A 13,452-nucleotide genomic window follows, 5' to 3' on the forward strand; every position below is an offset into this window, starting at 1 on the left:
AACAGGTCTTTCGATGATCCTCACTCTTGCCGTTTCCGGATACCGCTCGCTACGCGACATCGTCCTACCGCTCGACCGCATCACCCTGGTGACGGGTGCGAACGGCAGCGGCAAGTCGAGCCTTTACCGGTCGATCCGTTTGCTGGCGGAAGTCTCGCAAGGCCAGGCGATTGCCTCGCTGGCTGCGGAAGGTGGCCTCAATTCGACGCTCTGGGCGGGGCCTGAAGCTTTTTCCAGGGCAATGAAACAGGGCGAAGTGCCGGTTCAGGGAACCGTGCGCAAGGGTGTGGTCAGTCTGAAGCTTGGCTTTGCCGATGAGGATTATGGCTATGCGATAGATCTCGGTCTGCCGGCGGACGCCGGGCGTTCGCTGTTTTCCATGGATCCGGAAATCAAGGCCGAGGCCCTTTGGGCTGGCGAAGCCTTGTCCCGTTCGAACGAGATCGCGGCCAGAAACGGCCCGACGGTTCGGGTTCTCAACAGCCAGGGGCAGCGCATACCGGTTTTCCAGAACCTTGCACGCTTCGACAGCATGATGACCCATGCCGCCGATCCGAAAGACGGTCTGGAACTTCTGGTCATGCGCGAACGCATGCGCGCCTGGCGTTTTTATGATCACCTGCGCACCGACAGGGACGCTCCCGCGCGGTTTCCCAAGATAGGAACACGGACACCTGTGCTGAGCGGAGATGGCGGGGATCTGGCAGCCGCTCTTCAGACCATCCAGGAAATTGGTGACGAGCGGGCTCTGGAAGAGGCAGTCGATGACGCATTCCCCGGAGCATCCGTCAGGATTTCGGTCAACGACGGCTATTTTGAACTGCTGATGCAGCAGAAGGGGCTGCTGCGCGAGCTACGGGCCAGTGAACTGTCTGACGGAACGCTCCGGTATCTCCTGTTGACGGCGGCGCTTTTATCACCGCGCCCGGCACCCTTGGTGGTGCTGAACGAGCCCGAAACAAGCCTCCATCCGGCATTGCTGGAGCCTCTCGCCCGGCTGATTGCACGGGCCGCGGAAAAGACGCAGGTGATCGTCGTTTCCCACGCGGAAGAACTGGTGTCCGTGCTGTCGTCGGAAAGAGGCTGCATGCGCTACGATCTGCGCAAGGAACTTGGCGAGACGGTTGTGGATAGCGCTGACACACCTCGCTGGAACTGGCCAAAGAGATAAACCGCCTGTATTGCAGGGTTGTCTATAAGTTTTTGATTTGACGTCTCTATTGCCAACCGGCTCAGCTGGCTTATCTTAAGCTGATGGTTCTTCACGCGCAAAAAAACGACGAGGTGTCGTTACGTCGCGAGTTGACGTGAACGGAAGGTTGGTTCATGTCAGGAGAGACCCAAAGAGGTGACGCCTCATTGGTGGCCGGGCCCTTGAGGAGGACCATTTCGTGGTACGGATTTTGTCCGGATCACGAAATTTCAGGATAAAGGCCCGTCCGCGCAGTGAAGCGATAAAACGCGTTGGAGAACGTAATGACGACTGCGGAGGAGTGGAACGCGGCGTTCAAGCCCCGTCCAGTACACGAGTATCTCGAGACGACCGTTGCCCAATACGGGACCCGTCCTGCCTGTGATTTCATGGGCAAGGTGTGGACCTATGCCGAGTTCGGCGCGCTGGTCGACAGGACGGCTGCCGGACTGCAGGCGATGGGCGTCGGCCCGGGTGTGCACGTCGGCCTGTGCCTGCCAAACACGCCTTTCTACACGATCTTCTATTTCGCGGTTCTGAAGATCGGCGCCACGGTCGCCAACTTCAATCCGCTCTACGTCGAGCGCGAACTGTCGTTCCAGGCGCGTGATGCCGATGTACGCATCATGGTGACCATGGATCTGAAGGTGATCTACGACAAGGTCGAGGAGGTTCGCAGGGAACGGGCGCTCGACAAGATCATCGTCTGCCCGATGGCCTGGTGCCTGCCGACCATCAAGAAGGTGCTGTTCAGTCTGTTCAAGCGAAAGGAACTGGCGGACATTCCCCGTGATGACGCCCACATTCGTTTCGAAGACCTGCAGACAAGGGGAGACAAGCCCAGACCGGTCGCAATCGATCCGGCAAACGATATTGCGGTGTTGCAGTATACCGGGGGCACCACCGGCGTTCCCAAGGGCGCGATGCTGACGCACAGAAACCTGTCGGCCAATATCGAGCAGATGCGCTGCGTCTTCGAAAAGGCGCGGCCGGGCCAAGAAAAGATGCTGTGCGTTCTGCCGTTCTTCCACGTCTTCGCAATGACGGTGGGGCAGAACCTGTCAATCATTTTGGGCGCTGAAATGGTGCTGCAGCCGCGCTTTGAGCTGAAGTCGCTGCTGGAAGCGGTCAAGCGCAAGAAGGTAACCCTCTTTCCGGGCGTACCGACGATCTACACGGCCATCAACAACTCGCCCATGACAGCGAATTACGATCTGACCAGCATCAGGATCTGCTTGTCGGGCGGCGCGCCTTTGCCGGTGGAGGTCAAGGAAAGCTTTGAAAAGATCACGGGCTGCATTCTGGTGGAAGGGTACGGCCTCACCGAAACGTCGCCAGTTGCCGCGGTCAACCCGCTGGACGACAGCCGCCGGGCGGGTTCCATCGGAAGGCTGGTGCCGGGGACCAGTGCCCGCTTCGTGAGCATCGAGGACCGCGAAACCGTGGTTCCGGCAGGCGAGAAGGGCGAGCTGCTGCTGCATGGGCCTCAGGTGATGAAGGGCTACTGGAAGCGCGAGGACGCGACCGCCGAGACCATCACCCATGACGGCTATCTGCATACGGGTGATGTCGGTTATCAGGATGATGGCGGCTTCATCTATCTGGTCGACAGGATCAAGGACCTGATCCTGTGCTCTGGATACAACGTCTATCCGCGTGTCATCGAGGAAGCGATCTACCAGCACGAGGCCGTGGACGAGACCATCGTCATTGCCGTGCCGGATGCCTATCGCGGCCAGAGCCCTAAGGCCTTCATCAAGCTGAAGGAAGGCCATTCGCTCACCGCCGATGACATGAAGGCCTTCCTGAAGGACCATTTGTCAACGATCGAACTGCCAAGAGACTATGAGTTCCGTGACGAGTTGCCGAAAACCATGGTCGGCAAATTGTCGAAGAAGGAACTGGTCGAGGAAGAAGCCCAGAAGCGGGCAGCGGCGGAAGCCCGGAGCGCCTGAGCGCACCGTTCCTGAAAACACCGGAAGCGCTCTCAATCGAGCGCTTCCGTGCAACGCTTTCTGTCTAAACCGACACAATTTTCATGTCACGCAGAGCGGGTTTCCACCTGACAAGCAGTCACACTGCTGTCGCATAAACCCGTTGCAACGGAGCGGCGTGATTGCTTCACAGTGTCTTCAAATAGTCCTGAAATTCCTTGCCCGGCTCCTTCGGAAACCGTGTGTCGGTGATCGCAAATGACTTGATGCGATCGAGCCGGAAATTCCGGAAGCCGTTCCGTACTTCGCACCACGCAGTCAGCACCCAGACACTTTCGAAGGCGGTCAGTCCCAGCGGGCGGGTGAGGCGTTCACTGACGCGGTCTTGCAGGTCGCTGTAGCCGAGTTGCACCTTGCGCCGTTTGCGGATGGCATCGCGCAGCGGAGACAGGGCGTCATGTCCTTGTGCCGAGGAGGCCTTGCCGACCGCAAGCAACGGACGGTTCAGCGAGCGTTCGCCTTCGGACAGAACTGCTCCAAGCTTGCCGAGCACCCGCTCGGCCGTTTCGCTCATGGTTTTGTCGCCACGTGCCTTGACCATGCGAATGCCGAGCAGGATGACATCCAGCTCGTCCGGATCGAACTGCATTGGCGGCAGAAAATAGCCGCGTTCAAGAACGTAGCCGACACCGCCTTCACCGCGAATGGGAGCGCCCATCGCCTTAAGCGTGGCCATGTCCCGATAAATGGTGCGTTCCGTCACGCCCAGCAGCTCCGCAAGCATGGCGGCCGGAACGGCGCCTCTGCGGCTGCGCAGGGTATCCAGGATGGAAAACAGCCTGATGGTTCGCATGGGGTTTGGTCTCCGGCAGGTTTCTGCAAGGCGCTCGCTGCGGTCCAGTTACTGGCGACCATAGACGCATCCCCCTGACAGAAACTGTCTCTGACCTCTTCTATAGAGCTGGCAGCAGAAACACGGAAGGACATCTCATGCTGCGAAAAGAACTGGGACCGATGAAAGTGATGGGGTTTGCCCGCTACGAGGCGAAACAAGGCGTTGGTGCGCCGGAACTGATAGCGGCCGCCCGCCTGTGGCAGAAGGAGTTCCTGAGCAACCAGCCGGGCATCGCCTTTCACTGCTTTTTAGGCAATGCAACAGGCGGTTATGCCGATGCAATTCTGGCAAGGGACGAGGCCAGTTTCGCAGCCATGTCCGAGGCGCATATGCAGGCAACAAGCTCAAGGGCATTCATGGAACTGCTGGAGCCCGGCAGCATTCGCCTGTGTCTCAACCGTCTGATGGAAGACCTCGCGGCGGTGCCGAACGGATTTTCCGCCATCGAATTCGGTACGTTTCGTCCCAGGGACGACGGCCGCTTTTCAGAAGAGGCGCTGATGGCTGCGTCCGGACGGATCGAGAGGGAGTATCTTGCCCCCTTGCCGGAAACCAGGGCGCATCTGATGGCGCGGGCAGGGGAGGATACCTATTCGGAGATCTGCTTTGTGGAAACGGAAGGTGCTGCCAGGGAGATCTGCGGAGGCTACGTGTCGAACGCGGCCTGTGCGCCGCTATTGAACCTGTTTGATCCTGCCAGCGTCGATCTGGATTTCTGGCACGTGCTTGCCTAAGCCGGCAGGCAACCTTTTTACCTGAGCCGGCAGGCGACCTTATTGCCTGAGCCGGCAGGCAACATTATCGCCTGCTGCTCTAGCTATTGTACCCGCGTCCGTCCGAGGCCCTGGCCAGTTTCTGGCCGCGTTTGGCCTCGCGGCGGACCGTGTAGATCGACGCGGCGATGATGACGGCAGCGCCTACCAGTGTTTCCACGCGCGGCCACTGGTGGAAAACCAGGGCGCCGAAAACGGTGGCATAGAGCAGCCTGGTGTAGTCCAGCGAGGCAATTGCGGTGGCTTCGCCGGCGCGGAATGCCTGGATATTGGCCATCTGGGCTGCCCAGGACACGATGCCGATCCCAAGCAGAATTCCCCATTGTGCCAGGGTCGGGCTCTGCCAGGTCAGGATGGCGGGGATGATCATGATCAGCCCGACGCCGAAAGCCTGGTAGGTCAGGATGGTGACCGGGGGATCGGTGCGCGTCAGCAGGCGGACGACAATCATCACCAGGCCGGCGCAGGCCGCTCCGGCAATGGCGAGCAGCGCAAAGGGATCGATCAGCCCATCGCCTTGCGGGCGAAGCATCAGAACAACCCCAAGAAAACCGACGATGGTGGCACCCCAGCGGTGCACACCGACCGTTTCTCCCAGCAACCAGATGGCGAAGATCGTAAGGAAGAACGTCTTGGAGAAGCTGATTGCCGTGGCATCGGCCAACGGCAGTTCGATGACGGCCGTGAAGCCGCAGAGCATGGCGGTCGCGGCAACCACGATACGGGTCAGCTGAAGTCCGGGACGTTTTGTTGCCAGGGAGGTCGGCAATCCGCTGAGGATCTTCGGGGCAACGATGGCAAGCATGATGCCCTGGCGGATCACCAGGATCTGGAACACCGTCAGGTCCTTGCCGAGCAGCTTGATCAGGGTGACCATGATCGAGAACAGAAAGGCGGCCAGAAGGATCCAGAGCGCGCCGATGGTGTTCGACGGCAGGTTCTCCGTCAGGCTGGTCACCTTGCGCCGAAGACGGTTGCCTCGGAAGGCTCCGGCTGTTGGGTGGGCATGTCCATCGTGAATCCTTGCCGGAGGGTATGCGGATGCGGCGGCGCATTGGGGCCGGAGCACAGGCAAGACTCGGATAAGGCTGTTTGTTGCAGTTGAAACAAGCTTAGCGCTTTTCGCCGAGAAGGAAAGAGGGCGGCAGTTTGCCATCGCCAGCAGATGCAATTTAAACTGCGCCTAACGGGGAGGACTTCCATGGAAAAAATCCAGACGCAGGGCGTGCATCACATCACTCTTGTCGGGGCCGACAGGCAGACTTCCATCGATTTCTGGGAAGGGCTGCTGGGAATGCCTTTCGTGTTCGAGCAGCCCAATCTGGACGATGAAAACCAGAGCCATCTCTATTTCGATCCGGGCGACGGCCGTCTCATCACGATCTTCACCAACGAAGACCGAAAACCGGACCCGGAGCCGGCTCCCCAGACAATCGGCTGCGTTCATCACCTGGCACTTGCCGTATCGCAGGCAACCTTTCGGCAGATTGCCGAGCGGCTTGATGCACGCGGCATATCGCACAGCGGTCCGAAGGATCGCGGCTTCATGGATTCCATCTATTTCCGTGACCCGCTCGGGCTGCTGATCGAACTGGCCAGCTATCGCTTCGTGCCACCGGAAGGCGTGGCCATGGGCGAGGTCATGCTGGAAGCACACAAGATCCGGGTGGCGCGGGGTGACTACAACATTCAGGAAGTCCATCTTGCCGATGCCATCGAGCAATTGACGCGCGAAACGAGGCGCAGCCTGTCTGACGACCGGCGCCCGAAGAACCCGTACAAGCGGTAGGGCGTCATTCGGGTGTTGCACCTGCCAGACGTTCTTTGCACTCGCTCGCAAATTTGCTTGCGCGCCGATGTGAATCATGATGATGAGCTGCGTCCGAAATCTTGTTTTCAGACCGGACCGCAACCTCAGTTGCGCTCTCCGGCGGGCCATGCAATGCTCGGTTAACAAGGTCGTTTGGGAAAGGCCCCAGCAAGGGGGCTCCAGGGTTTTTTTGAATGACAATGGCTAAGAAGGGGCGTCCCTTGGCCGCTGCCGATATCATCGGCTGGCGTGAAATCGTGAGCCTTCCCGAACTGGGCGTTTTCGATATGCGTGCCAAGATCGACACCGGCGCACGCACCTCGGCGCTCCATGCCGAAGAACAGGAAGTGTTCGAACGCGACGGCCGGACCTGGGTACGTTTCCGGGTGCCTGCCTCGCGTCATCACAGCGATTTCCGGGCGGAGGTTCCGGTTCTGGACGAGCGCAACATCAAGAACACCAGCGGTGTTCCCGAGCGGCGCATTGTCATCCGGACGTTACTTCATCTTGGAAAACATCACTGGCATGTGGATGTGTCGCTGGCGGACAGGTCGAACATGGGGTTCGACATGATCCTCGGCCGGACGGCGATCAGGCGGCACAACGTGCTGGTGCATGCAGGCCGGTCTTTCCTGGCGGGAAAGCCCGCGCTGGCAACAAAACACTAAGCTGCGCGTTTACGTGGCAAACAACAATCACTGAAAATTCGGTGTCGCAACACCGGTCGGAACGAGGCTGAGACCGAGGGACTTGAACCAATGAAAATTGCTATGATGGCACGGAATCCCGAGCTCTATTCCCACAAGCGCCTGAAGGACGCTGCCGAGGAGCGCGGTCACGAACTGGAAATCATCAACACCCTGCGCTGTTACATGAACATCGCCTCCCGGCGGCCGGAAATCTATTACAACGGCAGCAAGCTGACCGGCTTCGACGCGGTTATTCCGAGGATCGGCGCATCGGTCACTTTTTACGGTCTGGCCGTGTTGCGCCAGTTCGAGATGATGGGCGTCTACCCGCTGAACGAATCCGTTGCCATCGGACGGTCGCGCGACAAGCTTCGGTCGATGCAGCTGCTTGCCCGCGACGGGATCGGCCTGCCGGTAACGACCTTCGCCCACGATCCGAAGATGACCGAGGAAGTGCTGGCGACCGCTGGCGGTGCCCCGGTGGTGATCAAGCTGCTGGAAGGCACGCAGGGCATCGGTGTGGTTCTTGCCGATACGGAGCGGTCTGCCAAGTCGGTGATCGAGGCGTTTCGCGGTGCCAACGTGAACATCCTGGTGCAGGAATTCATCAAGGAAGCCGGCGGCACCGACATCCGCGCGCTGGTGGTTGGCGGCAAGGTGATTGCGGCCATGAAGCGGACGGGTGCGGAGGGCGAATTCCGTTCCAACCTGCACCGCGGCGGCAGCGCGGCGGCCATCAAGATTTCTCCCGAGGAACGTTCGACCGCCATTCGCGCGGCAAAGACCATGGGGCTGAACGTCTGCGGTGTCGATATGCTGCGGTCCAACCATGGCCCGGTGGTGATGGAGGTCAACTCCTCGCCCGGGCTGGAGGGCGTTGAAAAGGCAACGGGTATTGATGTTGCCGGCAAGATCATCGACTTTATTGCCAAGAATGCCCAGGTTGGCAAAACCAAGACCAAGGGACGCGGTTGACCACAAAAGTGAAAGCCTTCGAGATCGGCGACCACAAGATCGCACCGGGAACCCGGCGTACGATCGATCTGCCGGTCAGCGTGCTGTCGGACCACACGCCCGTGACGATGTCCGTGCATGTCCTGCATGGAAGCAAACCCGGGCCGGTCATGTTCGTCAGTGCGGCGGTGCATGGTGACGAGGTTATCGGTGTGGAGATCGCACGCCGTGTCCTGAAAGCGCCACAGCTTGAAATCCAGGAGCTCGACAAGCTGAAGGGTACGCTGATGGTCATCCCGATCGTCAACGCGTTCGGCTTTCTGAACCATTCGCGCTATCTGCCCGACCGGCGTGACCTTAACCGCTCGTTCCCCGGTAGCCTGCGCGGCTCGCTGGCCGGGCGGCTGGCGCATCTTTTCATGAGCGAGATCGTCAACCGGTCCGATTATGGCATCGACCTGCATTCGGCGGCCATACACCGGACCAACCTGCCGCAGATCCGCGTTTCGCCTTCACGGGCAGACACGCTGGCGCTCGCCAAAGCTTTCGGCGCTCCGGTCATCCTGACTTCCAAGGTGCGCGATGGATCTTTGCGACAGGCCGCGCAACTGAAGGGAACCGACGTCCTGGTGTTCGAGGCGGGCGAAGGCCTGAGGTTTGACGAAATGGCGATCAGGGCTGGCGTTTCCGGCGTCTTGCGCGTGATGCGGTCCTTGAAAATGTTGGGAGCCAAAGGCATAACGCGGCCAAAGGCCCGCTCGATCCTCAGCAAGACGAGCTACTGGGTCCGTTCGCCGGCCGGGGGATTGTTGCGACCGTTCAAATCGGTCGGCGATGTTGTCGAACCCGGTATGCTGCTTGGCATCACCTCTGATCCGTTCGGCGAGAAGGAACGGAACGTGCTGGCCGAACTGGGTGGGCTCATCGTGGGCAGAACCAACCTTCCGGTGGTCAACGAAGGGGACGGGCTGTTTCATATCGCCGAGTTCAACGAGCGATACGACGCTGAAACGACCCTCGACAGCCTGGCTTCCCAGCTTGAGGCCGATCCGCTGTTCGACGAAGACGAAATCATCTAGAGGCGGCTTGGTTTTAGCGTTTCTCGGCGTGTACAGCAGCTCACCCACCTATCGCATGCTTCAGGGGAGGGGCTGGCTCGTGTTGATGGATGGGCCTCTGGCACCGAATGAGCAAGCCGTCTCAGCCCCCACAGCTTGCCCGGAAAAACAATCGTGCGAAGCAGAATTGTCCAAACCTCTGGCCACGTCGGCTTTCGGGCACTATGTTGAACAAAACCGGCGCTCCCGGCGCGTGGATATTTCCCAAGGGAAAGTCTTCCCAAAAAAAGCAGGTCCAGATTCATGAACCAGATGGTCACTCCGAAGTTCGGTGTTGGCGCCCCATTGCGCCGCAAGGAAGATGAGCCGCTCATAACGGGCAAGGGCATCTATACGGGCGATTACATGCCGGAAGGCTGCCTGCACGGGGTCGTCGTTCGGTCCGCCATGGCACATGCGCGCATCAGCCTTGGAAATGTGGACGAGATCCGTGAGATGGACGGTGTCAGGCTGGTGCTCACCGGAGCCGAGCTGGAAGGCCGGACGATGCCTTGCCGGGCGCGTCCGAAGCAGATCGACGGCTCCAATTTCGCAGCGCCCGATCAGCCTGTCCTGTGCTCCGACGAAGTACGCTATGTGGGCGATGCGATTGCCTTCATCGTCGCGGACGATGTCAACGCAGCCCGGAATGCCGCCGAGATGCTGGAAATCGACTACGACCCGCTGGACGTTGTCGTCGGGATCGAGCAGGCCCTTGCACCGGACGCCGTGAAGGTCTGGCCGGAATTCGGGACCAACGTCGCCTTCACCTACGGTCAGGGTGATCAGTCCAGGACCGACGCTGCCTTCGAAAAGGCTGACAAGGTCGTTTCCATCGACGTCGTCAACAACCGGATCGTTGCCAACTACATGGAGCTGCGCGGTTGCGTTGCCGAATTCGATGCTGCGAGCGACCGGTTCAAGCTGACGGTCGGCACCCAGGGCGGTCATGGTCTGCGTGACATCATCTGCAGCATTCTGGATCTGGAAGCTGACAAACTGCAGGTGATCACGCCGGAAGTCGGTGGTGGCTTCGGTACCAAGATGTTCTGCTACCGCGAATACCCGCTGAGCATGGTTGCTGCTCGCGAACTTGGACGGCCAGTGCGCTGGACGGGTGAGCGCATGGACCACTTCGTGACGGATGCGCATGGCCGGGACAATGTCACCCACGCGGAACTGGCGCTGGACGCCGACTGCCGGATCCTGGGGCTCAAGGTGCACGTCAAGGCTGCCATGGGGGCCTATCTGCACCAGTTCGGCCCGTTCATTCCCTTCGTCGGCACATCGATGACCTCCGGTCTCTACGACATTCCGGCCGTCTTTGCGAAGGTCGAGGGCGTCTACATGCACACGGTGCCGACGGATGCCTTCCGTGGCGCGGGCCGTCCGGAAGCTGCCTATCTGATCGAGCGCCTGATAGAGAAGGCGGGAGAGGAAACCGGTATCGGATCGGTAGAGATCCGCAAGCGCAATTTCATCAAGCCTGAGCAACTGCCTTACACGACCCAGACCGGGCGAATGTACGACACCGGCGATTTTTCCGGCCATCTGCAAAAGGCGCTGGAAGTTGCCGACTGGGACGGCTTCAAGGCCCGGCAGGACGACAGCGCGAAGCACGGCAAATACCGCGGCATCGGCATCTGTTCCTATATCGAGGCCTGCGCCTTCCCTGGCAGCGAGGAAGCCACACTTGAGCTCAACGACAAGGGTACGTTGACGTTGCTGATCGGTACGCAAACCAACGGCCAGGGCCATGCAACGGCCTACAGCCAGGTGATTGCGGAACAGTTCGGCATCTCCATCGAGGACATCGACGTTATCCAGGGCGACACCGACCGGGTGCGCAAGGGTGGCGGCACGGGTGGGTCGCGCTCCATCCCCATCGGCCTGCCGTCTGTCCGCGATGCGGGCGTTGCGCTGGTCAAGAAGGTGAAGGAGCTTGCCGCTGATCGGCTTGAGGCCGGGATCGAGGATCTTGAACTCGACGGTGGCATGGTCCGCGTGGTCGGAACCGACCAGCAGGTGACACTAGCCGAGATTGCGGCAGGCGCCGGGGAAACCCTGACCGCCCGCGAAGAGGTCAACCAGACCGAGGCGACCTATCCGAACGGCACCCATGTGTGCGAGGTGGAAATCGATCCGGATACCGGTGACGTTGCCATCGTCAACTACGTGATCGTCGATGATTTCGGTGTCACGGTGAACCCGCTTCTTCTGGCCGGTCAGGTGCATGGCGGTGCGGCCTCCGCACTCAGCCAGGCCCTGTGCGAGCAGACGATCTACGACGAAGACGGCCAGCTTCTGACGGCTTCGCTGCTCGACTACCGCATGATCCGTGCAGCAGACCTGCCGGACATTCACTTCGAGACCCGCAACGTTCCTTCGACCACCAATGCCATGGGCATCAAGGGGGCGGGTGAAGCCGGAACCATCGGCGGCTGTGCATCGGTCATGAATGCGGTGCAGAAGGCGCTGAAGGACGGGGCAGGGGTCAGCGAGCTGATCGACATGCCGGCAACCCCGCTTCGTGTGTGGGAAGCCATCCAGGCCGCAAAATAACGGAAACTGAAAAAGGCGCCCTTTCGAGGCGCCTTTTATCTTTCAGGCCGCAAGTTGACACCGGTAAAGCCCGGTTCTCAAGATTGTGTCTGTGGTTTCTTTTAAATAAACGTATGAATTATCCGGTTCTTGCCGCAATCTTGCGGTTCATCGGTGCGTGGCGCGAATCCTTCCGCTTCAAGAAATAGGATCCTCCCGTTGTTTCAATCCTTCTTTCCAAGACCGAAGCTGTTTTTCACTTCGGCTTTGCTGTGGACCATAATCACCGTCGCCTTCTGGTACGGGTTCGCAGACGACTTGAGCGGTCCGCTCGGTTTTGGCGTTTCCGAGACCAATCATAAAGAGATCGTCGGCCCGGGGTTCTTCGTTTCGCCCGAGTTCCTCTGGTTCTACTGCTATTATTTCATTTGTACGGTCCTCTTCGGTGGCTTCTGGTGGGTGTTTGCCAAAAATCACCGCTGGCAGATCTGGTCAGTCTGGGGCTCGTCCGCCATCATCTTCTCCACCTATTATTCGGTGCAGGTATCTGTTGCGATCAACAACTGGCGCAGACCTTTTGGCGATACGTTGCAGAATGCGCTGCCAGGCAACAACGGCGTCACGGCATGGGACTTCTACTCGCTCATGATTGTGTTCGTGCAAATCGTGGCGTTTCAGGTTGTCCTTTATGTCTTTACCCGGTTTTTTGTGAGCCACTATGTCTTCCGTTGGCGCACGGCGATGAACGACTACTACGTCGAGAAGTGGGCAAACGTTCGCCATATCGAGGGTGCTTCCCAGCGTATTCAGGAAGACACGATGCGCTTTGCGGCAATCATGGAAGGGCTCGGCGTGGCAATGATTGATGCGGTCATGACACTGATCGCCTTCCTGCCCGTGCTGCTGTCTCTTTCCAGCTACGTCTCTGAGCTGCCGATTGTCGGTGCCATTCCCGCACCTTTGTTCACGGCAGCGATCTTGTGGTCGCTGTTCGGCACGGGTCTGCTGGCGCTTGTTGGTATCAAGCTGCCGGGACTTGAGTTTCACAACCAGCGCGTCGAGGCGGCCTATCGTAAGGAACTGGTCTACGGTGAGGATTACGAAAACAGGGCGCAGCCGATTACGCTGTCGCAACTGTTTGCCAACGTTCGAAAGAACTATTTTCGCCTGTACCGTCACTACCTCTACTTCAATCTGGCGAGAGGTATTTATCTCCAGGCAGATAACCTGTTCACCTATTTCATTCTCGTTCCCACGATTGTGTCCGGAGCAATCACCTACGGTATCCTGCAACAAATTCTTACTGCCTTCGGGCAAGTCTCGAATTCGTTCCAGTATCTGGTCAATTCCTGGACAACGATCATCGAACTTCTGTCCATCTACAAACGTCTGAAGGGCTTTGAAGTCTCGATTGCGGAACGCGAGAGCATGTCTCCGGAAGAACTTGCAAAACTGCTGACGGAGAAAGAAGCCCAGCTCTAAGGGTAAAGTCCGTCGACGGAACCTTCGCAGACGATGAACTGCCGCCCGGTCGATTGATCGGGCGGCATTTTTCCTGAAAGCGGGC

The 13,452-nt window shown here is 59.3% G+C and carries 11 protein-coding genes; 9 read left to right on the top strand and 2 right to left on the bottom strand.

The genetic code is table 11. The annotated features are described in order from the left end of the window. The first annotated feature begins 13 nt into the window (after positions 1 to 13). Together ACYQ6M_RS05540 and ACYQ6M_RS05545 are read left to right on the top strand one after the other, a co-directional pair. Complete coding sequence (locus ACYQ6M_RS05540; RefSeq protein WP_460072593.1) at positions 14 to 1,171, top strand: AAA family ATPase; 1,158 nt, start codon at positions 14 to 16, stop codon at positions 1,169 to 1,171. 305 nt (positions 1,172 to 1,476) lie between these two features. Next, positions 1,477 to 3,147: a long-chain-fatty-acid--CoA ligase gene (locus ACYQ6M_RS05545; protein WP_075284105.1), complete on the top strand. Its 1,671-nt coding sequence runs from the start codon at positions 1,477 to 1,479 to the stop codon at positions 3,145 to 3,147. A gap of 166 nt (positions 3,148 to 3,313) precedes the next feature. On the opposite strand, the gene ACYQ6M_RS05550 is transcribed toward ACYQ6M_RS05545, so the two are convergent. Beyond that, on the bottom strand, positions 3,314 to 3,979 hold the full coding sequence (locus ACYQ6M_RS05550; RefSeq protein WP_460072595.1) for a helix-turn-helix transcriptional regulator: 666 nt from the start codon (positions 3,977 to 3,979) through the stop codon (positions 3,314 to 3,316). A 137-nt stretch (positions 3,980 to 4,116) separates the two neighbouring features. Between ACYQ6M_RS05550 and ACYQ6M_RS05555 the strand changes: the two genes are divergently transcribed. Further along, positions 4,117 to 4,755, top strand: coding sequence for a hypothetical protein (locus tag ACYQ6M_RS05555; protein ID WP_460072597.1), 639 nt, complete (start codon positions 4,117 to 4,119; stop codon positions 4,753 to 4,755). 79 nt (positions 4,756 to 4,834) lie between these two features. On the opposite strand, the gene ACYQ6M_RS05560 is transcribed toward ACYQ6M_RS05555, so the two are convergent. Then, entirely contained in the window at positions 4,835 to 5,752 is a 918-nt protein-coding gene (locus ACYQ6M_RS05560; protein ID WP_460072599.1) for a DMT family transporter, read from the bottom strand. Positions 5,753 to 5,995: 243 nt separating this feature from the next. On the opposite strand from ACYQ6M_RS05560, the gene ACYQ6M_RS05565 reads away from it, so the two are divergent. The 6 genes from ACYQ6M_RS05565 to sbmA all read left to right on the top strand — a co-directional run bounded on the left by ACYQ6M_RS05565 (position 5,996) and on the right by sbmA (position 13,367). Further along, positions 5,996 to 6,583 carry a VOC family protein gene (locus ACYQ6M_RS05565; RefSeq protein WP_062488229.1) on the top strand — a complete coding sequence of 196 codons (588 nt, stop codon included), beginning with the start codon at positions 5,996 to 5,998 and terminating at the stop codon, positions 6,581 to 6,583. Between the two features lie 215 nt (positions 6,584 to 6,798). Further along, complete coding sequence (locus ACYQ6M_RS05570) at positions 6,799 to 7,272, top strand: ATP-dependent zinc protease family protein (protein WP_208984212.1); 474 nt, start codon at positions 6,799 to 6,801, stop codon at positions 7,270 to 7,272. Positions 7,273 to 7,362: 90 nt separating this feature from the next. Then, positions 7,363 to 8,268: a 30S ribosomal protein S6--L-glutamate ligase gene (gene rimK, locus ACYQ6M_RS05575; protein ID WP_006932769.1), complete on the top strand. Its 906-nt coding sequence runs from the start codon at positions 7,363 to 7,365 to the stop codon at positions 8,266 to 8,268. Continuing rightward, a complete protein-coding gene (locus tag ACYQ6M_RS05580; protein WP_228929890.1) occupies positions 8,265 to 9,326 on the top strand; it encodes a succinylglutamate desuccinylase/aspartoacylase family protein in 1,062 nt (353 codons plus the stop codon). Before rimK ends, ACYQ6M_RS05580 begins: the two co-directional genes overlap by 4 nt. 282 nt (positions 9,327 to 9,608) lie before the next feature. Next, entirely contained in the window at positions 9,609 to 11,906 is a 2,298-nt protein-coding gene (locus ACYQ6M_RS05585) for a xanthine dehydrogenase family protein molybdopterin-binding subunit (RefSeq protein ID WP_460072603.1), read from the top strand. Between the two features lie 198 nt (positions 11,907 to 12,104). Further along, positions 12,105 to 13,367, top strand: coding sequence for a peptide antibiotic transporter SbmA (gene sbmA / locus ACYQ6M_RS05590; protein WP_055655320.1), 1,263 nt, complete (start codon positions 12,105 to 12,107; stop codon positions 13,365 to 13,367). Positions 13,368 to 13,452: the final 85 nt, after the last annotated feature.

The sequence above is a fragment of the Roseibium sp. ROS1 genome (genome assembly GCF_054658215.1).